21 protein-coding genes are annotated in these 18,084 nt (G+C 68.9%); 8 read left to right on the forward strand and 13 right to left on the reverse strand.

Translation table 11 applies throughout. The annotated features are described in order from the left end of the window. Positions 1-204: 204 nt before the first annotated feature. A complete protein-coding gene (locus ON19_RS39625) occupies positions 205-552 on the reverse strand; it encodes a hypothetical protein (RefSeq protein WP_157230088.1) in 348 nt (115 codons plus the stop codon). Positions 553-735: 183 nt separating this feature from the next. Between ON19_RS39625 and ON19_RS38250 the strand changes: the two genes are divergently transcribed. Together ON19_RS38250 and ON19_RS38255 are read left to right on the forward strand one after the other, a co-directional pair. After that, positions 736-1,248, forward strand: coding sequence for a mycothiol transferase (locus ON19_RS38250; RefSeq protein ID WP_043704445.1), 513 nt, complete (start codon positions 736-738; stop codon positions 1,246-1,248). A gap of 90 nt (positions 1,249-1,338) precedes the next feature. Further along, positions 1,339-2,616: a metallophosphoesterase gene (locus ON19_RS38255; RefSeq protein ID WP_043704447.1), complete on the forward strand. Its 1,278-nt coding sequence runs from the start codon at positions 1,339-1,341 to the stop codon at positions 2,614-2,616. Positions 2,617-2,638: 22 nt separating this feature from the next. On the opposite strand, the gene ON19_RS38260 is transcribed toward ON19_RS38255, so the two are convergent. Then, positions 2,639-4,075: an AIM24 family protein gene (locus tag ON19_RS38260; RefSeq protein WP_043704449.1), complete on the reverse strand. Its 1,437-nt coding sequence runs from the start codon at positions 4,073-4,075 to the stop codon at positions 2,639-2,641. 203 nt (positions 4,076-4,278) lie between these two features. Then, positions 4,279-4,575: a hypothetical protein gene (locus tag ON19_RS38265; protein ID WP_043704450.1), complete on the reverse strand. Its 297-nt coding sequence runs from the start codon at positions 4,573-4,575 to the stop codon at positions 4,279-4,281. Between the two features lie 334 nt (positions 4,576-4,909). On the opposite strand from ON19_RS38265, the gene ON19_RS38270 reads away from it, so the two are divergent. Further along, entirely contained in the window at positions 4,910-5,176 is a 267-nt protein-coding gene (locus ON19_RS38270; protein ID WP_043704452.1) for a DUF1634 domain-containing protein, read from the forward strand. Between the two features lie 106 nt (positions 5,177-5,282). Here ON19_RS38270 and ON19_RS38275 read toward each other — a convergent pair whose 3' ends face one another. From ON19_RS38275 to ON19_RS38285, 3 genes are all read right to left on the reverse strand, one after another. Next, positions 5,283-5,987 (reverse strand): DUF6081 family protein, encoded by a 705-nt coding sequence (locus tag ON19_RS38275; protein WP_043704453.1) that lies wholly within the window; start codon positions 5,985-5,987, stop codon positions 5,283-5,285. Positions 5,988-5,995: 8 nt separating this feature from the next. After that, a complete protein-coding gene (locus tag ON19_RS38280) occupies positions 5,996-6,925 on the reverse strand; it encodes an SAM-dependent methyltransferase (protein ID WP_083899995.1) in 930 nt (309 codons plus the stop codon). A gap of 165 nt (positions 6,926-7,090) precedes the next feature. Next, entirely contained in the window at positions 7,091-7,558 is a 468-nt protein-coding gene (locus ON19_RS38285; RefSeq protein ID WP_157230089.1) for a pyridoxamine 5'-phosphate oxidase family protein, read from the reverse strand. A gap of 342 nt (positions 7,559-7,900) precedes the next feature. On the opposite strand from ON19_RS38285, the gene ON19_RS38290 reads away from it, so the two are divergent. Beyond that, positions 7,901-8,797: a Sco1979 family transcriptional regulator gene (locus tag ON19_RS38290; RefSeq protein ID WP_043704455.1), complete on the forward strand. Its 897-nt coding sequence runs from the start codon at positions 7,901-7,903 to the stop codon at positions 8,795-8,797. Positions 8,798-9,384: 587 nt separating this feature from the next. Here the strand turns inward: ON19_RS38290 and ON19_RS38295 are convergent. Both ON19_RS38295 and ON19_RS38300 read right to left on the reverse strand, forming a co-directional pair. Next, a complete protein-coding gene (locus tag ON19_RS38295) occupies positions 9,385-10,134 on the reverse strand; it encodes an LGFP repeat-containing protein (protein ID WP_043704457.1) in 750 nt (249 codons plus the stop codon). Positions 10,135-10,334: 200 nt separating this feature from the next. Beyond that, on the reverse strand, positions 10,335-11,216 hold the full coding sequence (locus ON19_RS38300) for a LysR family transcriptional regulator ArgP (RefSeq protein WP_043704460.1): 882 nt from the start codon (positions 11,214-11,216) through the stop codon (positions 10,335-10,337). A gap of 74 nt (positions 11,217-11,290) precedes the next feature. Here ON19_RS38300 and ON19_RS38305 point away from each other — a divergent pair, with 74 nt between their 5' ends. Beyond that, positions 11,291-11,914, forward strand: a complete 624-nt coding sequence (locus ON19_RS38305; RefSeq protein ID WP_218006556.1) for a LysE/ArgO family amino acid transporter — start codon at positions 11,291-11,293, stop codon at positions 11,912-11,914. A 9-nt stretch (positions 11,915-11,923) separates the two neighbouring features. Here the strand turns inward: ON19_RS38305 and ON19_RS38310 are convergent, their stop codons facing one another. Together ON19_RS38310 and ON19_RS38315 are read right to left on the reverse strand one after the other, a co-directional pair. Then, a complete protein-coding gene (locus ON19_RS38310; protein WP_043704463.1) occupies positions 11,924-12,730 on the reverse strand; it encodes an LLM class flavin-dependent oxidoreductase in 807 nt (268 codons plus the stop codon). Positions 12,731-12,853: 123 nt separating this feature from the next. Continuing rightward, positions 12,854-13,345 carry a TetR/AcrR family transcriptional regulator gene (locus tag ON19_RS38315; protein WP_218006557.1) on the reverse strand — a complete coding sequence of 164 codons (492 nt, stop codon included), beginning with the start codon at positions 13,343-13,345 and terminating at the stop codon, positions 12,854-12,856. A 9-nt stretch (positions 13,346-13,354) separates the two neighbouring features. On the opposite strand from ON19_RS38315, the gene ON19_RS44610 reads away from it, so the two are divergent. Both ON19_RS44610 and curA read left to right on the forward strand, forming a co-directional pair. After that, positions 13,355-13,540 (forward strand): SDR family oxidoreductase, encoded by a 186-nt coding sequence (locus tag ON19_RS44610; protein ID WP_043704466.1) that lies wholly within the window; start codon positions 13,355-13,357, stop codon positions 13,538-13,540. Between the two features lie 59 nt (positions 13,541-13,599). Continuing rightward, positions 13,600-14,616 carry an NADPH-dependent curcumin/dihydrocurcumin reductase gene (curA, locus tag ON19_RS38325; RefSeq protein ID WP_043704467.1) on the forward strand — a complete coding sequence of 339 codons (1,017 nt, stop codon included), beginning with the start codon at positions 13,600-13,602 and terminating at the stop codon, positions 14,614-14,616. Here curA and ON19_RS38330 read toward each other — a convergent pair whose 3' ends face one another. The 3 genes from ON19_RS38330 to ON19_RS38340 form a co-directional block, all read right to left on the reverse strand. Next, positions 14,617-14,970, reverse strand: a complete 354-nt coding sequence (locus ON19_RS38330; protein WP_043704705.1) for a hypothetical protein — start codon at positions 14,968-14,970, stop codon at positions 14,617-14,619. 84 nt (positions 14,971-15,054) lie between these two features. Continuing rightward, the gene (locus ON19_RS38335) at positions 15,055-15,882 is read right to left on the reverse strand and encodes an SAM-dependent methyltransferase (RefSeq protein WP_043704707.1); all 828 of its coding nucleotides are present in this window, start codon (positions 15,880-15,882) and stop codon (positions 15,055-15,057) included. Positions 15,883-16,035: 153 nt separating this feature from the next. Then, the gene (locus tag ON19_RS38340) at positions 16,036-16,785 is read right to left on the reverse strand and encodes an IclR family transcriptional regulator (protein ID WP_043704469.1); all 750 of its coding nucleotides are present in this window, start codon (positions 16,783-16,785) and stop codon (positions 16,036-16,038) included. Between the two features lie 257 nt (positions 16,786-17,042). On the opposite strand from ON19_RS38340, the gene ON19_RS38345 reads away from it, so the two are divergent. Further along, the gene (locus tag ON19_RS38345) at positions 17,043-18,083 is read left to right on the forward strand and encodes an NrtA/SsuA/CpmA family ABC transporter substrate-binding protein (RefSeq protein ID WP_043704471.1); all 1,041 of its coding nucleotides are present in this window, start codon (positions 17,043-17,045) and stop codon (positions 18,081-18,083) included. The last annotated feature ends 1 nt before the right edge of the window (position 18,084 follow it).

The following is an 18,084-nucleotide window of genomic DNA, read 5'->3' on the forward strand; positions in this document are numbered from 1 at the left end:
TCCGCTCGTGGAGTGTGCCGGCGCGTGCGCGCAATTCGAGGCCGCCACGGTGTTGCGGGGCCATGGGCTGTCCGATGTCGCCGGGACTGTTTCCTCTCGGCGGCAGGTGATTCCGGATCCGCGCTGTACGCCGACGCGCACGCGAGCGCCGTGTCCTGGCGCGGAGCCGGAGGTCACCTGGCCGACCGTCCGGAGCGCTCGTCCTCAGAGCGCGCTTCCGGTGCCCGGCAGCATCCAGACGACGCCGGGCCAGATGCCGAGCGGGCTGCCCCAGAAGCCGTACGGATTGCCGAAGAGGCCGTAGCCGCCGTAGCCGCCCCAGCCGCCATAACCGCCCCAGCCGCCGTAACCGCCGTGGCCGTGCCGGCCCCACCCGCCGTGGCGGTGCCAGCCGCCGTGGATCTCCTCGGCCTGACTCGTCTGCGCGACGGTCGGCTGCTGCGCCATCGCGGGCGCCGCGACAGCGGCGACGGGTGTGAGTGCGAGCGCGGCGACCATCGCCACGCGGACAACGGCTCGCCGGGCGCGCCCGGTCTCGAGGTCGTGGATCATCGGTACTTCCTCACTTCGGTACGTCTTCGTCCGGTCGGTGACCGATTCGGAGGCCATCGACCAATGTCACCATCACATATCGTACCGTTGAATAATGGCACGTTCAATGTGGTGCGATCGTGCGAGAATCGCGGCGACCGCGCAGGGCTCGTCCTCGGCGCCCGCTCTCGGTACCGTCGACTCATGGCTACCAGTGCCGATGTGCTGACCGACGCTTTCGAGCGGATCAAAGAAGTAGTGCACGAAGCCGTCGACGGATCCGCGGACGACGACCTCGTCTACCGGGCCGATCCGGGCGCCAACTCGATCGCATGGCTGATCTGGCACCTGACCCGGGTGCAGGACGATCACCTCGCGGACGTGGCCGGTACCGAGCAGGTCTGGACCGCGCAGGGGTGGTACGACCGGTTCGGCCTGCCCATCGACAAGTCGGCGACGGGCTACGGCGACGGCGCCGCCGACGTGGCGGTGATCCGCGCACCCGCCGAGTTGCTCACCGGCTACTTCGACGCGGTGCACGAGCAGACGCTGCGTTTCGTCCGGACACTCGGCGACGGCGACCTGGACCGCGTGGTCGACCCCCGCTGGGATCCGCCGGTCACGCTCGGGGTGCGACTGGTCAGCGTGATCTCCGACGATCTGCAGCACGCGGGTCAAGCCGCGTTCTTGCGCGGGGTGGTGGAGCGAACGAGATGACCGGCACCGGGAAGCCGGCATCTCGTGCGGCGGCCGCGCCGTGACGTAAGTTGATGCCGCGCATCCGCAATCTTCACAGAGAGTGCCGCCGTGGTTGAGACTGTTCTCGTCGGAATAGCCGTGCTCGTTCTCGTCGGAATCGTCGTCTTCGCGGTGGTGGGCGCCCACTGGTACGTATGGCGGCGGCTCGTGCGGGACACGACCATCACGGAGTCGCGCGCGCGGCGAATCGGCACCGCCGTGGTGGTGACGGGGCCGCTGCTGCTGCTGGGCGCGACGGTGGCCGAACTGCTGTCCGCTCCGTTCGCGGTGGTGCGGATCATTGCCTGGCCCGGCTATCTGTGGGGCGCGTTGTTCGTGTACCTGCTGCTGGCGCTGCTGGTCGGCGAACCGATCCGGTACCTGGCGCTGCGCCGGTTCGCTCGCGACCGCCCGGTGAGTGAACCCGCGGTCGCCGCGGTCGCGCCCGAAACCGCTGCCGCGCCGAAACTGTCACCGCAGAAGGACGATCCGGTCGAGGAGGCCGAATCCGCGGGCGCCGCACTGCCGCGCCGCGTCTTCGTTTCCCGTGTGGTGGGCGGAGCCGCCGTCGCCGCCGCGGCGACCACGGTCGGCCTCGGCGCTTACGGCGTCCTGAACGGACCCACCGTGAAGCACGTCACCGTGCCGCTGGCGAAATTGCCGCGCGGGGCCGACGGCTTTCGGATCGCGGTGGTCAGCGACGTCCACCTGGGACCGATCCTGGGGCGCGGTTTCGCCGAACGGGTGGTCCGGACGGTCAACGACACCCAGCCCGATCTCATCGCGGTGGTCGGCGACCTGGTGGACGGCAGCGTGGAGCACCTCCGCTCGGCTGTCGAGCCGCTGGCCGGGCTGCGCGCGCGGCACGGCGCGTTCTTCGTGACCGGCAACCACGAGTACTTCTCCGGCGCCGAGCAGTGGGTCGAGCATGTCCAGGAGCTCGGCATGCACCTGCTCGCGAATGCCCGCACCGAACTCCCCGGATTCGACCTGGCGGGCGTGAACGACGTGCAGGGCGTACGAACCGGGCAGGGCCCGGACTTCGGCAAGGCGCTCGGCGACCGCGACCGGTCGCGCACCGCCGTGCTGCTGGCCCACCAGCCGGTTCTGATCGACGACGCGGTGGCGCACGGCGTGGATCTCCAGCTGTCCGGCCACACCCACGGCGGCCAGATCTGGCCCGGCAATTACCTTGCGGGCTTGGCGAACCCGACCGTCGCCGGGTTGGAGCGGTACGGCGATACCCAGCTGTACGTGTCCAGGGGAGCCGGGGCGTGGGGTCCGCCGGTGCGAGTGGGCGCACCGTCGGACATCACCGTCGTGGAGCTCGCATCGCTCCAGGCTTGATAGCGGCCCGCGAATCCGGCCGCTATCCGAACAGTCCGCCCAGCACACCACCGCTCTGGCCGGCTTCCTGTCCGCCGCCGGTGCCCCCGAGGAAGCCGCCCGGCGGCAGCTCCGACGGCTGCACGATGACGAATCCGCGTCCGGAGAACGACAGCGTCATGCCCTCGCCGGTGCTGCGGCCCATCAGGCGGCCCAGCCCGAAGGAATCGTTGCGTTTGATGCCGGTTTGCAGGCTCGACGACCAAGCCACCGCCGCCTGCGGGTCGGCGTAGGTCGGCTGGTCGACATCGAGCACCACCGGCGTGCCGTGCGTGGTGATGGCGATGCGGCCGCGGCCGGTGAAGACACAGTTGAACAAACCGGCGTTGCTGGCGAATCCGGCGGCGCCCTGCACCATCCGGATGTCGTAGCGCAACGAGGAATCGAACGCGAGCACGTTGGCGCCGTTGATGGTGAGGCCGTCGGTGCCGTCCAGGTCCATGGTGTGCACGTCGGCGGCGCCGTTGGCGACGAACAGGTCGCCGCGGCCGGACACCTTCATCAGCGGAACGCCTTCACCGGTCAGCCGCTGCTGGATCGCCCGGCCGATGCCACCCGCACCGAGCGCCTGGAACTGCAGGTCGCCCTGATAGGCGACCATCGATCCGGCACGCGCCATGACCTCGCCGTTCACGGCCACCTTGATCATCTTGCCGCCCTGCTTCTGGATGCCCGCGCCGGTGACTTCGGCGTGGCTGGGGGCGAACAGTTCGCTCTGCATCGGCAGCGCTCCTTGCTGGGGTGAGGGCATCGGTGGCGGCGGCGCCGCGGCGGCGGGTGCGGAATAAGCCGGTTGCGGTGGATAGGCGGGTGGTGGCGTGGGTTGGTACGCCGGTGGCGGAGCAGGGTGGTACGCCGGGGGTGGCGCAGGTTGATGCGCGGGTGGGGGAGCCGGAGCGGACGGCGCGGGCGACGCAGCCGGTTCGTCATCGATGTTCACGCCGAAAGCCGTTGCGATACCGGCCAATCCGTTGTCATAACCCTGACCGACCGCGCGCACCTTCCAGCCACCGCCACGGCGGTAGACCTCCACGCACACCACGGCGGTCTCGGTGCTGAGCCCGGTCATCGGGAAGGCCAGCGTGCCGGAGGGGGAGGCGATACTCGCGCGCAGCGAGCCCGCGGCAGCGAATGTGGGCGGACCGTTGCCGTCCAGGCTCGCCGTGACGACGACGCGATCCACGTCGCCGGGCAGCGCGCCGGTCTGGATGTCCACCACGTCACCGGAGCCCCGGCCGTGCCGATAGGTGACGCCCGGCGCGACCGGCTGGTTGAAGAATACGAAATCGGCGTCGGAGCGCACCCGCCCCGCCGAGTTCAGCAGCAGCGCCGAGACGTCGACCGGAGCCGAGCAGGTGACGGTCACCGTCAGCCGGTCGCCGGGCGCGGGGCGGTTCTCACCGCGAGCGAGGTCGGTCACGGCAGGCCGTCCGATCCGCGGTGGCGCCCTCGGGTTGACATGCGATTCACGGCCTCCAGTGTGTCGTGCGTCCGGAACGCGCGCCACAGGCAGCCCCGGAACGTACGCTCACCAGGCATTTTGCAGTTCGCGGCGCCTGTGCGCCGATCCCCCTCATACGACGAAAGCCCGGCCGTATCGGCCGGGCTCTTGCCGCGAGGGGGTCAGAGGACTTCGGCGTACATGGTGCCGTCGAGGATGCCGAATTCGACCTGCCCGGGGAACAAGGGCAGTGCGCCGGTGGCGTGCTGGGTGTGGTTGAGCGCGATGGTCTCGGTGGCCCACCGGTGCAACGGCTCGGGTAGACGCAGGACCCGGTGGTCGGTGCAGCGGACGTAGGGGTAGGTGAGCTCGCCGGGCCGGGCGAGCGGGTTGTGGATGTCGAGGGTGGCGATGTCCAGGACCAGTCCGGTGTGCTTGGCGGAGGCGACGGTCGGTGGCTGCAGTTCGATGTCGTCCATGACCGAAAACGGTAGCTCCAAGGATGCCCGATGCGGGTGATTCCGCGCGAATGTCCGTGGGAATTCATGGAAAGTGGGGGACGGCGAGGTTCATCGAATCGGGTGAACCCCACCGCTACCACCAGCGATCGCGGCCGGCTTGGGCATACCGGGGCCGCGCTGGATGTCCCGGAGCCACCGGGACTGCGCCGAGCCTAAGCGACGCTGGAGATTCGCGGTGGCGTTTCCCGGAAATCGGCACGGGTTGTCCCCCGGCTCGGATCGGGGGGCGACCCGCCGGTAACCGACGCCGGAATGTCCGGTTCGCCGTACTGCGGCTTACTATGCGTGCGGCGTGAAAGAAGCTGTGCGCGTTGAGTATCCGGCACGGCTGTGGGTGCTGTTCAATTTTTCCTTCAGGAGGGTGAAAGACGTGCTCTATGTAGTCATCGCGGCCATCGTCGTCACGTTGTTGGCCGTGTCGGCCGCGGCGATGGTGTGGGATCCGCGCCGTCGTGCCGAGTTGGACGAGTACGAGTACGACATGGACGAGGACATGGCCGCGTCGGACGAGTACGCCCGCCAGCGCGGTGTCGAATGGCCGCGCAAGCAGAGCGTCTGATCTGCGCGGACGGCCGCCCGACGGGCGGCGGCGAATCCGGTGCCCAGCCGAATGCGGCTGGGCACCACGCATTTCCGACACATTCCGCCGCGGTCGGCGGGTCCGGTCAGTCCACGGTGAAATCACGCCACGCCGCGTGCAGGCCCTGCCCGCGCAACGAGGTGCTGTGCCCGTCCTGGATCGGATGCAAGGTGATGATGCCGAATCCGATCTGCACCGTCTCCGGCAGCTGCGGCACGTGCGCTCGGTACACCGGGGCGTCATCGACATACCAGCCCGCGGTGCCGGCCGCGCGGTCCAGGGTGACGGTGTAGCGGTGGAACTCGCCGGGCTTGATGTCGACTCCCGCGAGCGGGGCGTGCACCACGTGGGTGAACGCCTCCTGCGCGGGGACGACGCCCGGCACGAGCAGCCGTTCGTGGATCGCGTACGCCTGCTTGCCGGTCGCGATCAGATCGAAGACCTGGGCGCTGCTCATATCGAGGACGTTGAACGCGGCGAACCCGTCGCGGTAGTCCGCACCGGTGGCGCCGATGTTCTCCGCCGCCATCTCCACGGCGAAAGTCCGTGGTCCGCCGGTGAGGTCGAACGCCTCGGTCGACACCAGCAGGTGCTTCGGGTTGTCCAGGATCTGCACGTCGGCATGGGAGCGAGTGAAAGCGTCGATCCGGACCGACACGGTGCCCTCGCCGACCTCGGTGCGGGCGGCCGGGTCGGCGTAGCACCAGGACCGGCCTTCGCCGAGCGGGACCTCCAGGAAACGCCACCGGTCTTCGTTCAGATCCGGTCCGTTCAGGTCGTCGTATGACATTGTGGCAGTTACCTCTCAGCCGAGTCGTGCTCGGCGGAATTCGATAGGTCGTGCTGGTGTGCCCGGCGCCGCAGCCTGGTTACCACGCCGTTCGACGATCCCGATTTGTAGCCGACCCCGCCGAGCAGCAGACGTTCCTCGGTCAGCCGCGGACGTAACGCGGGGCCCATCGGCCACCAGTCGTCGAGCTCGACCAGACCGGGTTCGAGCAGGTCCAGATCGCCGAAATACGACGCGATCTGCTCGCGGGTGCGGTACCAGCCGGAGCCCAAGCCCATTTCGGTGAATCGCCGCTGTAGCTCGATGGCCATCTCGTGCGCTTCGTCGCCATCGGCCGGATCGTAGAAATGCGTGATCGCGACATACGATCCGACGGGCAGCGCATTGATGTACTGACGCATGATCCCGGCGGGATCGAGAGCGTCGTCGACGTGATGCAGGATGCCGCACAGGATCAGCGCCAACGGGCGGGTGAGATCGAGGTGCGGGGTGACCTCGGAGTGCGACAGCAGCGTGTTCGGCTCGGTCAGGTCCGCGGGCACGAAATGCGTGTACGCGTTGCGCTCGAGCAGTACGCGGCCGTGAATATTGCAGACCGGGTCGTTGTCGACGTACACCACGCGCGCCTGGGGATTCTGCTGTTGCGCGATCTCGTGGGTGTTGCCGACGGTCGGCAGGCCCGCGCCGATGTCGAGGAATTGATCGATGCCCGCGGTACCGGCCAGGTAGCGCACCACGCGGTGCAGCCAACGGCGATTCATGCGGGCCACGTCGCTCTGGCGCGGCGCGACTTCGGCGACTTTGTCGCGTACGTAGCGGTCGACCTCGTAATTGTCCTTGCCACCGAGGGTGGCGTCGTAGACGCGGGCGATACTCGCGCGTGTCGTGTCCACGCCGACCGGCGCGCGGACACCGGTCCGGGGGGCGGGATCGGACATGGAGACCTCTTTCTAGTTCCGTCGCCTGGCTCACCAGCCTAGAGTCCGCCGAATTGCCGGGCAATCCGCGCGGATGCGTTCGGCCAGTGCTGATTTCGTAGTCCGATCGGGGCTGCTCGCGACCCGCGACCGGGTCGGTGTGGATAGGTGATCGCGAGTGGTGACTCAGGACGCGGCGGGCCGGTGCAGGACACATCCGGGCAGCCAGCCGCCTTGGACGTGCGTCACCCGCCACCAGTCGATGTGCACCTCCACCGCCTCGATCGGCGTCGACAAGAACGGTTCGATCCGCGGCTCCTTTCGTAACACGGAGCGGAAGGTCTCCTCCCGCTCATTGGTTTCCGTTCGCACCACGGCGGTGCCGAGCCCCTGTGCGAACGGGTTGAGGAAACCGTCGGGGACGATCTTGACCCCGATGCTCGGATTGGCTCGCAGACTGTCCAGCGTCCGCCCGCCGGACTCGAGCACGAGCGTCAAGCGGAACGGATCTCCGTCCAGTTCGGCGAAGAACGCGTTCGAGCACCAGTTCACGCCGTCCTTCGACGTCGCGAGGTCGATGCTGGTGAAGCCGAGGACGCCGGTCAGCTTGTCGCGGATATCCTGATCGGTGATCTGCACGTCGTTCGATGTCATATCGCGCTCCGTGGTGGGGGACGGGTGCTGTGTTCTGCGGCCGACGCCGCCGAGGATGAGACCTTCGTCGACCCCACTGTCGACGCCATGGCGCTCGTCATCCGCGTGGCCATCGTCGGGGGCGACTTTACGCATACCCGTCCCGCCGCGCGCGAGATTGTGGACATGATATTACGTTGTCACTCTTGCCAATCCATGCCTACGCACGGAAGCTCCGGCACGCGCCCGCGTCAGGGCGGTTGTCCGGGTTCGTCCGAGTAGGATCTGCAGCCGACGTTCAGAGAGCTGTGATGGTGGAGGCACTACGCCCCGCGGCTAACCCCCGATCGGCCGGAGGCACGCATGAGCAACGACGACGACAGCGGCGACCCCGCGGATTTTCCTGCGGCAGAACGTGGTCCGACCGTCCTGCGGATCGCGCTCGGCAGCCGGTTGCGTCAGCTGCGTGAGGGGTGCGCGATCAGCAGGGAGGCCGCGGGCGACGCCATCCGCGGATCGCACGCCAAGATCAGTCGCCTGGAGTTGGGCCGGACCGGGTTCAAGGAACGCGATCTGCGCGACCTGCTCAGCCTCTACGGCATTGTCGACCCCGCTGAACGCGAAACGTACTTCGAGCTGGCTCGCCGGGCCAACGACCCGGGCTGGTGGCAGCACTACAGCGATCTACTACCCGCGTGGTTCGAGACCTACATCGGACTGGAGCAGGCGGCCACCACCATCCGCACCTACGAGGCCCAATTCGTGCCGGGTCTGCTGCAGACCGCCGATTACGCGCGCGCGGTGATCCAGCTCGGCAACTCCGACGAGACCGAACGCCGGGTCGCCATTCGCATGCGCCGCCAGGAGATCCTCAACCGAGTGGCCGCCCCTACGCTGTGGGCGGTCGTCGACGAGAACGCGCTGCGCAGGCCGGTCGGCGGGATGGAAGTCCTGCGCGAGCAGATCGAGCATCTGCTCGCGATGGCAGAGCGTCCCAGCATCCGGATCCAGGTGCTGCCCTATTCCGCGGGCGGGCACTCGGCTGCCGGTGGTCCGTTCAGCATCCTTCGTTTCCCGGAGCCCGAGCTGGCCGACATCGTCTACACCGAGCAGCTCACCAGTTCGCTGTATTTCGACAAGCAGCGCGACGTCGAGTTGTACATGTCGGTGATGAACCGGCTCAGCGTGGAAGCGCTGTCGCCGGTCGACAGTGTGCGCTTCCTGCGGGATCTGCTCACCGAGATGCAATCGGGCGAATAGGACGCGCCCAGTCGTCGCGCCCGGCGTGCGGCCACGCCGGTGCGGAGAGTTTGCCGATCGGGTCGGCAGTCGTTGGAATGCTGCGTCCGGCGCGGGTTCGCGAGGGCTATTCAAAAACCGGTCGGTCGGCTCTATTCGCCCGAGGTGCCCGGAAAATCGAAGGCTCTGAACGCAATCCTCGAGTCGAGGCTCGAAATGTGTTGGCGGCAAGTGTAAGTCGTCGAAAAGCGGTCGTCGCGATAGGTAACAGTTCGACATCTCCACCGCGCGTCTGATGCGTATTCGTTATCAATCGAAGCTCGTCAACCTGGATTTTCACGGTTTTCGAGGCCAGTGGCGCGCATGCACATGCACGCGCGCCTGTATGTACCGATGGATGATCACCGATGCGACGCGGCCGCCGGGATATGGCAGTATCCCTGTCGAGGTCGGGGTCTGAGGAACGACTCGGGCACTGGCTGGTTCGGCCGCGGCGGCCCCAACGAGAGTTGGGGCCGCCGGCGGAACCGTTACGAACCGCCCCGATGTCCGGATTGCCGAGAATTCACGGCGTCAGCACGATCCGGATCGGTTCGAATCGAATCCCGCTAGGGCGTCCAGGTGATGCGGCCGCCTTCGAAATCCTGCGCCTTGCCGTTCTCGAAGTCGTATTCGTCGCCGGTCGGGTAGCCGTAGCGGCCGGCTTCGCCGCCTGCGGCTTCCCAGGAATCACGGATGGCGCCCCAGATGACGTGCGGGCCGGTGCGGGCGGACCAGTAGATGGCGCCGCCGCCGAAGAGGTTGTAGCGGCCGCTGCCTGCGCGGGCGGGGGATTCGTCGGTGATGGGGAACCCCAGCGGGCTGCTCTCCCAGCCGTAGGAGCCCCACTTGTCGCGGATCACGCCGCTGATCTGATGCGCCGCCGTGCCGAGGGACCAGTAGATGGAGCCGTTCTGGAAGACGCTGTAGCTCCCGGGCTTCGACGGCGTCGCCGCTTCCCGGGCCACGGGGTAGCCGAGCGCTCCGGCCTCGAAGCCCAGAGTGCCCCATTTGTCGCGGATCGCGCCGCCGACCTGATGGGCTCCGGTGTCGGGGTGGAAGTAGATGGAGGAGCCGCGCTCGAATGCTTGGTAGCGGCCGCCGCGGGCGGAGGGCGACTCGGGAGTGACCGGGTCGCCGAAGAACGCCGGTCCGCCCGCCTGGTCGTATTCGACCTCGATCGCTCCGCCGACGTCGTAGGGGCCGATCGGGCGTGCGGCCGCATCGGGGCCGATGCCGGTGAACAGGGTAGCGAGCGCGGCCGCGACGGCGACAGCGCCGCGGGTGCGCGAGCGGTGCGGGCGACGGTGCCGTGCCAAAGTGAACTCCTGTGCATCTCGGGTGGCTGCGGGATGGCGCTGAAGCTGTGGTCGGCGTGCGAAGATCAAATTACCCCGCGACGTCCCGGCGCGGAGGATTACGAGCCACTCGACTCGTCTGGTGTCGTGGGCGTCGCCGCGGGACAGTCGGCGCGAGTAGCCCATCCAACTCGTGGAGAGCTGAAAATGTTTCGTCGCCGTCAGCGCAGCACGCTCGCCGCCTCGGCGGCGATGGTGGCGGCGACGGCGCTCAGAGCGGGGGAGTCCAGGCGCCACTGCTGCCAGTACAGCGGGACGTCGATCACGACGCCGGGATCGATTGGGACCAGACGGCCGCTCGCTCGATCGTCGCGGGTCTGCAGGTCGGGCAGCATGCCCCAGCCGAGCCCGAGCCGGACCGCCTCGGCGAATCCGGTGGACGAGGGCACGTAATGGCGTGGCGGATCCAGCGGTTTGCGACTGCGTCTGCGCAACAGACGATCCTGTAAGTCGTCTTTGCGATCGAACAGCACGACCGGAGCCGCGGCATAGGACTTCGCGGTCGCGCCCGCCGCGAACCAGGTGTCGGCGAACTGCGGGCTGGCCATCGGCCGATAGCGGATCGCGCCCAGACGATCGACCTTGCACCCCTGCACCGGTTGCGCGGTCGAGGTGATCGCCGCCATCACGGTGCCGTCCCGCAGCAGTCGGGTGGTGTGTTCCTCGTCCTCGCGGTGGATCTCGAAGCACACTCCGCGCGGGACGCGGCCGAGTGCGGGCAGCACCCAGGTCTCCAGCGAGTCGGCGTTGACCGCGATCGGCACCCGGATCGGGCCGTCGGAGGGCTCGCCGCCGAGTTCGCGTGCGGTGTCCGCCGTGAGCAATCGGATCTGCCTGGCCAGCCGGAGCACGGCCAGTCCGGATTCGGTGGCGCGCACCGGCTTCGTGCGCTGCACGAGGATCCGGCCCGCCGCGTCTTCCAGCGCCTTGATCCGCTGGCTGATCGCCGACGGTGTGACGCTCAACCGCCCCGCCGCGGCGTCGAACGTCCCCTCGGTGATCACGGCGTCGAGCGCGCGGAGCTGGTCGAGCTGGAGATCCATATCAAGAAAGCCTAATGATAGGTAAGAATCTTTAGCTTGCCTGGGTAAGGTCCGCGGCCATAGCGTCGCTGGACGTGAGCATTTCCTCCGCGGCGGTGGCGGCCGCGTCCGGTTTGGGTTTCGGCCTCTCGCTGATCGTGGCGATCGGCGCGCAGAACGCGTTCGTGCTGCGCCAGGGGATCAGCGGCAGGCACGTGCTCGCCGTGGTCGCGGTGTGCGCGGTGTCCGACATCGTGCTGATCGCGGCCGGGATCGCCGGGTTCGGCGTGGTCGTCGAGTCCGCGCCGGAAGTGATAGTGGTGGCGCGCTACGCGGGTGCGGCGTTCCTGATCGGCTATGCGGTCCTGGCGGCCCGCCGGGCGATCGGCTCCGCCGCGCTCAGCGCCGAACCGGGGCGAGCCACCGCGGCGCTGAGCGTGACGGTGGCCACCGCCCTGGCGCTGACCTGGCTCAACCCGCACGTCTACCTGGACACCGTGGTGTTGCTCGGCTCCTTCGCCGGCACCTACGCGAGCCCGGAGCGCTGGTTCCTCGGCGCGGGGGCGATGCTGGCCAGCGTGCTGTGGTTCACCGCGCTGGGCTTCGGAGCGCGACTGCTCGGCCCGCTGTTCGCCCGTCCGCTCGCCTGGCGGGTGCTCGACTCGATCATCGCCGCGGTACTGCTCGGCCTCGGACTGATATTGCTGTGCACCGGGTGAGAGTCGAAATCAGAGCTGTGCCTTGATCTTCGCGGCGAACTCGTAGTCGGCTTGCCACTGCGGCCCCGACGGGGCGAGGATGACGCGTTCCGCGCCCGCCTCCGCGTAGGCGGCCAATTGCTCCGCCGCATGGCCGGGGTCGGTCGCCAAGGGTGGCGCGACGATCGTCACGGAGAGCGGGCCTCGATCGTATTCAGCGGCGAGCGCGGTCAATTCGGTCACGCTGGTGCGGACCTGGCCCGGTTCGAGTCCGATGGCGACCCAGCCGTCGGCATAGGCGGCCGCACGGCGCCGAGCTCGCTCACCGTCCCCCGCGACCAGCACCGGCGGCATGGACGCGCCCGGCGCGAGGGTGACCTCGGTGCCGTCCGGGAGGACGGTCGGTCGCCCGGTGACCAGGTCGGGCAGTACGCGCAGCGCCTCGTCGGTGCGGCGGCCGCGCTCGGCGAAGGGCACGCCCGCCGCGCGCCATCCGACGTCGCCGTGCGCCGGGTTGCCGGTGCCGACACCGACGATCAGCCGGTCGCCGGAGACGTACTGCAGGGTCGCGATCTGCTTGGCGGCCCAGGCGACCGGCCGCAGTGCGAGCAGCTGCACGCCGAAACCGATGCGGATGCGGTCGGTCACAGCGGCGGCGGTGGCCAGCACCACCCCGCTGTCCAGGATCGGCGCGCTGGCCACGAGATGATCGGTGGACCACACCGAGTCGAGGCCGATCTGCTCGGCGAGGCGAGCGGCGGCCCGCACGTCACCCAGGACGGGATGGGCGGGATCGGGCGTCGAGGTGGGCAGGATGGTGCCGATTTCCAAGGTCATGGTCAAGACGCTACGAAGCCGCGGCGCTCGCGCCAATGCTCCGGTCGCTCGAGTCGATGTCCCGGACGCTCACGCCTCGAACCCGCTGCCGCACAGAGCATTTCGTCCTGCTTCCGGAGCGGCTCAGGCGGACGCGCGGGGAAGCAGCGCCTCGACCAGCGGCAGGGAGCAGGCCGCCGGGCCGGTCGCGCCGAACGCCTGGGTCGTGGCGTAGACGCCTTCCATCACCAGCATCAGCTGGTCGGCCAGCGCCTGTGGATCGGGGATCGCCACGGTGGACGCGAGTTCGCCGACCAGTGCACCGATCTCGGCGCGCACCCAGTTCTTCATCGCGACGGCGTGTTTGTGGCCGAGCAGGTCGGGATCCGGGAATTCACCCAGCGCGATGAGGAAGGGGCAGCCGCGACAGGTCTCGGGGCGCACCTGCTCGGCCAGCGCCGCGAACAGTGCGAGGATGCGCTCGCGCGGGCCCTCCCCGGTCGCCGCCGCGCGGAACCACTCCCAGTAGTGGCGGTCCTCCCGCTCGAGGTGCGCGGCCACCAGATCGTCCTTGGAGCCGAACAGCCGGTACAGGGTGGGCGGCGCGACGTTCGCCTCGGCCGCGACGCGATCCACGCCGGTCGCGTGAATTCCCTCTCGGTAGGACAGCTCCCGCGCGACGACCAGGATGTGCTCCTTGGTGTCGGCGGCGGCGCGGACATCGCCGACGCGGTGGCCTTCTTCGCCTCCGACGACGGGCGCTGGGTCACCGGCCAGACACTGGAGGTGAACGGCGGCTTGTTCCTGGGGCCGAAATCGCCGTCTTGGTGATCATCGGACACGACCGGGCGCGGGCGTCCTGGCGCTCACGCCCCGGTTAGGGTGGGCGCATGGTCGAGTCCACGCGAATCGTGCTTGCTTCCCGGCCGGTGGGTGCGCCCACCCCGGAGAATTTTCGGACCGAGACCGCGGAACTCCCCGCTCCGGCCGAGGGCGAAGTTCTGCTGCGCACCCTGTACCTCTCGCTCGACCCGTACATGCGGGGCCGGATGAGCTCGGCGAAGTCCTACGCCGAACCGGTGGAGATCGGCGGAGTCATGGTCGGCGCCACGGTCGCCGAAGTAGTCGAGTCCCGCGACCCGTCGGTCGCGAAAGGCGATGTGGTGCTGGCCTATTCGGGGTGGCAGACCCACGATGTCGCCCCGGCCCGGGGCGTACGCAAACTCGATCCGGCGAAGGCGCCGGTCTCGACGGCTCTGGGCGTGCTCGGCATGCCGGGCTTCACCGCGTACGCGGGACTGCGCAAGATCGGCAAGCCCCAACCCGGTGAGACGCTCGTGGTCGCCGCGGCCACCGGACCGGTGGGCTCGGCCGTCGGCCAGATCGCCAAGATCGGCGGCACGCGCACGGTCGGCATCGCGGGCGGCCCGCGCAAAGTCGCCTACCTGAACGAACTCGGCTTCGACGTCGCGCTCGACCATCGCGCCCCCGATTTCGCCGAGCAGCTGGCGGCAGCGGTTCCCGACGGCGTCGACGTCTATTTCGAGAACGTCGGCGGCGCGGTGGCGGACGCGGTCTATCCGCTGCTGAACACCTACGCGCGGGTGCCCGTCTGCGGGTTGATCGCCAATTACAACGCGGCCGGCGCGCCGGAGGGCCCCGACCGGCTGCCCGCCTACTACGGCCGCATCCTCACGAAGAGCCTGACGGTGCGCGGATTCATCCAGACCGAGTTCGTCCGCGAGTTGTACCCGGACTTCCTGCGCGAGATGGGAGAGTGGGTCGCCGACGGGCGCGTGCGGTATCTCGAGGACGTCGTGTCCGGCCTGGCCGCCGCTCCCGAGGCGTTCATCGGCATGCTGGAGGGCCGCAACTTCGGCAAGGTGGTCGTGCGCGTCGCGGAGTGATCAGCTCGCGACCGCGCCGCCGCCGATGCCGAGATACACCACCATCAGGATGAACAGGAACCAGCCCGCGCCCTGCCAGATGGGCCAGGTCCGCCCGCGGCGCCACTGGACGTAGGTTTCGACGAAAGCGCCGATGCCGCCGATCAGCAGCACCACCGACGGTCCGAGCACGATGGCGACCTGCGCCGCGTCGTTACACAGCAGCCGGTCCGCGCCGGCGCACTCCCGCTGGGCGGCCCACAGCAGGGCCAGCAGGAAGACCAGCGCGGCGGTGGCGAGCACCGAGGCCACGTAGGTCGCCGCGCGGCGGAAGCCACGCGGATCGTGCCAGCGCTTCTCGACGTCTTCGACCATGTCCACCACCTCGCCGTCCCTGGCCGCCGGGTCTCCCGGACGTGATTGCCGAACGGCAGCGGCTCAAACGCCGCCGTTCCGGGCTCAGGGTTTGCGCCCGATGCCCGCCCAGTACCAGGCGGACCGCGGCTCGGCCGGGATGGCATCGGAGTCCGGACGCCAGGCGGCGATCGGTACTACGCCCGGCTCGACGAGTTCGGTTCCGGCGAAGAAGGATTCGGTGTCCGCGCGGCTCCGGGGCTGGAATCCGATGCCGGCCCGCTCGGCGGCGGCCGCCGCGCGCGCCATGGCCCGCGGGTCGAAATCGGCGGTCGAATGGGTGAGCACGAGATAGCTACCGGACGGCGCCGCGTCCAGCAGCCGCCCGACGGCGCCGTACGGGTCGTCGCTGTCGCGGAAGAACATCATGATCGCGACCAGCAGGATCGCTATCGGCCGGTCCCGGTCGAAGGTTTCGGCCAGGGCGGGCGCGTCCAGGACGGAGTGCGGATCGCGCAGATCGGCGTCGACGAAAGCGATCCTGCCCTGTGGTGTGCTCGCCATCAGGGCTCTGGCGTGGGCGAGCACGAGCGGGTCGTTGTCGACGTAGACCACGCGCGCGGCCGGATCGATCCGCTGAGCCACCTCGTGGGTGTTGCCCGCGGCGGGGAGGCCGGTGCCGATGTCGAGGAACTGATCGATGCCCGCCTCGCGGGCCAGATGACGCACCGCGCGGCCGAGGAAGGCGCGATTGGCGCGGGCCATGTCGCGGATGCCGGGAATGTGCGTGGCGATCGTGTCACCGAGCGCGCGATCGGCGGGGTAGTTGTCCTTGCCGCCGAGCAAGTAGTCGTAGACCCGCGCCTCGTGCGCGAGGCTCGTATCGAGCTTGGTCGACGACCCGGCGCGCACCCACGCGTGACCGTCCGGCATGGCGACTCCCTTCCGCGGCGGCACCGGGCACGACCGGCGCAGCCCTCCTGTCGCCTCCCGAATGACGACCCAGCGCTACGGTTTACGCGTCAAGAATAGGTCGGCGCGCACGGGGCAGGCGGTTATTCGACCGGATCGTCGGTTTCGAGAGACTCAGTCGGTGGCGGCGAACCTGGCCGAGATCTCCTGCGCGGTGACCTTCGCGAGCTCGACGAAGAACGGCACGCGCTCGGGGATCATCAGCGTCGTGGGGCCGCGCAGACCGAGCGCGAACCGGCAGTGGCCCGCCGGGGCGAGGATGGGCAGGCCGATGGTGCGGAAGCCGGGATCGAGTTCCTCGTCGTTGTAGGCGTATCCGCGCTCCCGCGTGGTGACCAGTTCGGCGCGCAGCTCGGCGGGCCCGGACACCGAGCGCTCGGTTCCCTCGTCGTAGGGGAGCTCGCGTAACTGCTCGTCGGTGGCTTCGGACCAGGCGAGCAGGGCCTTGCCCAGTGCGCTTGCGTGCAGCGGCAGTCGCACGCCCTGCAGCTTGTGCCCGTCGGTCTCCCGCCACCGGCTGGTGCCCAGCAGTACGGCGTGGATGCCGTGGCGAGTGGCGACCGAGCAACTGGCTCCGGTGGTGCCCGCGAGCTGTTCCAGATACGGTTCGGCGAGGTAGATCCGGTGCTGGCGATAGGCGATCTGCCCCCACTCGGCCAGCGCGCCGCCCATGCGATACCGGCTGGATTCGGCGCTCTTCTCCAGGAAGCCCGCCTGGACGAGCGTGGCCAGCAGCCGGTGCGTGGTGCTGACCGCCAGACCCTGTTGCCGCGCCACCTCCGAGACGCCGCGCTCCCGGCCGTCGCGGAAGCAGTCCAAGACCGACAGGGCGCGGGTGACGGTCTGCACGCCGGAGGGTTCCACGGATGTGACCGTAACACAGAAATGCCGACCAAAGGGTTTGTGCTTTCCGTTAGTTGGAAAACTCTACTGCGACCCAGTGTGATCCATGGCCCGGTGTTCCGGCTGTTAGTGATCGATAGCGGTCGAAACCCGGACCAGTACACGGAACTCGATATGTCAAGCTTTCCGATCTACGGAAAGCATTACCTCGTGACCCAGCGTTGGCGTCCCTACTCTGCGAAGCCATTGATCGACAATTCGGACAAGGAGTCCTCACGATGTCCCGCAGGCGGCAAGCCCTCATGCGCATCGCGCTAGCGATCGTTCCCCTCGTCGCGCTGGTCGCCGCGTGTGGTTCGGACACCGATCGCGACACCGGCGCAGACGCCTCCTTCGTGCTGAAGGTGGCCGACCCGGGGAACTCCGGCCCGCTGGCGGTCGGCAAGCGCGACGGAACCTTCGACGCGGCGCTGGCGCCGCTCGGTGCGAAGATCGAGTGGGTCACCACCACCCCCGGCTTCAGCTCCAACCTGAAGTTGTTCAACACCAGAGAACTCGACGTCTCCGGCGCGGCGTTCAGCCCGGTCGTCGGCGCGCTGTCCAAGGACGTCGGTGTGCGGATCGTCGCGGTGCAGGATCCGGCGGGCAAGGATCAGAGCGGCATCATCGTGACCCCGGAATCGGGCGTGCGCTCGGTCGCCGACCTGGTCGGCAAGCGCGTCGCGGTGAACCCCGCGGCCAAGGGCGAATACATCCTGCTCGAGGCGCTAGCGCAGGCGGGTGTCCCGGCCGACAAGGTGACCCGGGTTCCGCTGCAGCAGAAGGATGCCGCCTCGGCGTTCGCGACCGGCAAGGTGGACGGCTGGGCGTCGTTCCTGGTGCCCTACCAGGAGGCCAAGGCCAACGGCGGCGTCGAGATCGCCACGGAGAAGAGCATCGGCTCCAACGACAACACCGTCGTCGTGTTCCGCACCGAGGTGCTCGATCAGCGTCCGGACGTGGCGGCGAAGTATCTCGAAGTGCTGCAGGGCCTCACGGCGACGCAGCGGGCCAACCCCGCCGACTTCGAGAACGTCTTCGAAAAGACCGGGCCGCGCGCGCTGTCGGGCGCGCGGCTCACCGACGCCTACCGGGTGGGCGGCGAGGCCACGGTGCCGCACCTGCCGAACGAAGCCGACGCCACCGCCCTGGCCGACGTGGTGAACACCTTCTTCGACAACGGCGTCATCACCCGCAGGATCACCGCCGCCGACATCTTCTACGACCTGAAGTCCAAGCTGACGCCCGAGCAGCTGGCATCGGTGAAGGCGGGCAGCTGAG

It is taken from the genome of Nocardia abscessus NBRC 100374 (genome assembly GCF_000308455.1).
In the GTDB taxonomy this organism is placed as follows: Bacteria; Actinomycetota; Actinomycetes; order Mycobacteriales; family Mycobacteriaceae; genus Nocardia; species Nocardia abscessus.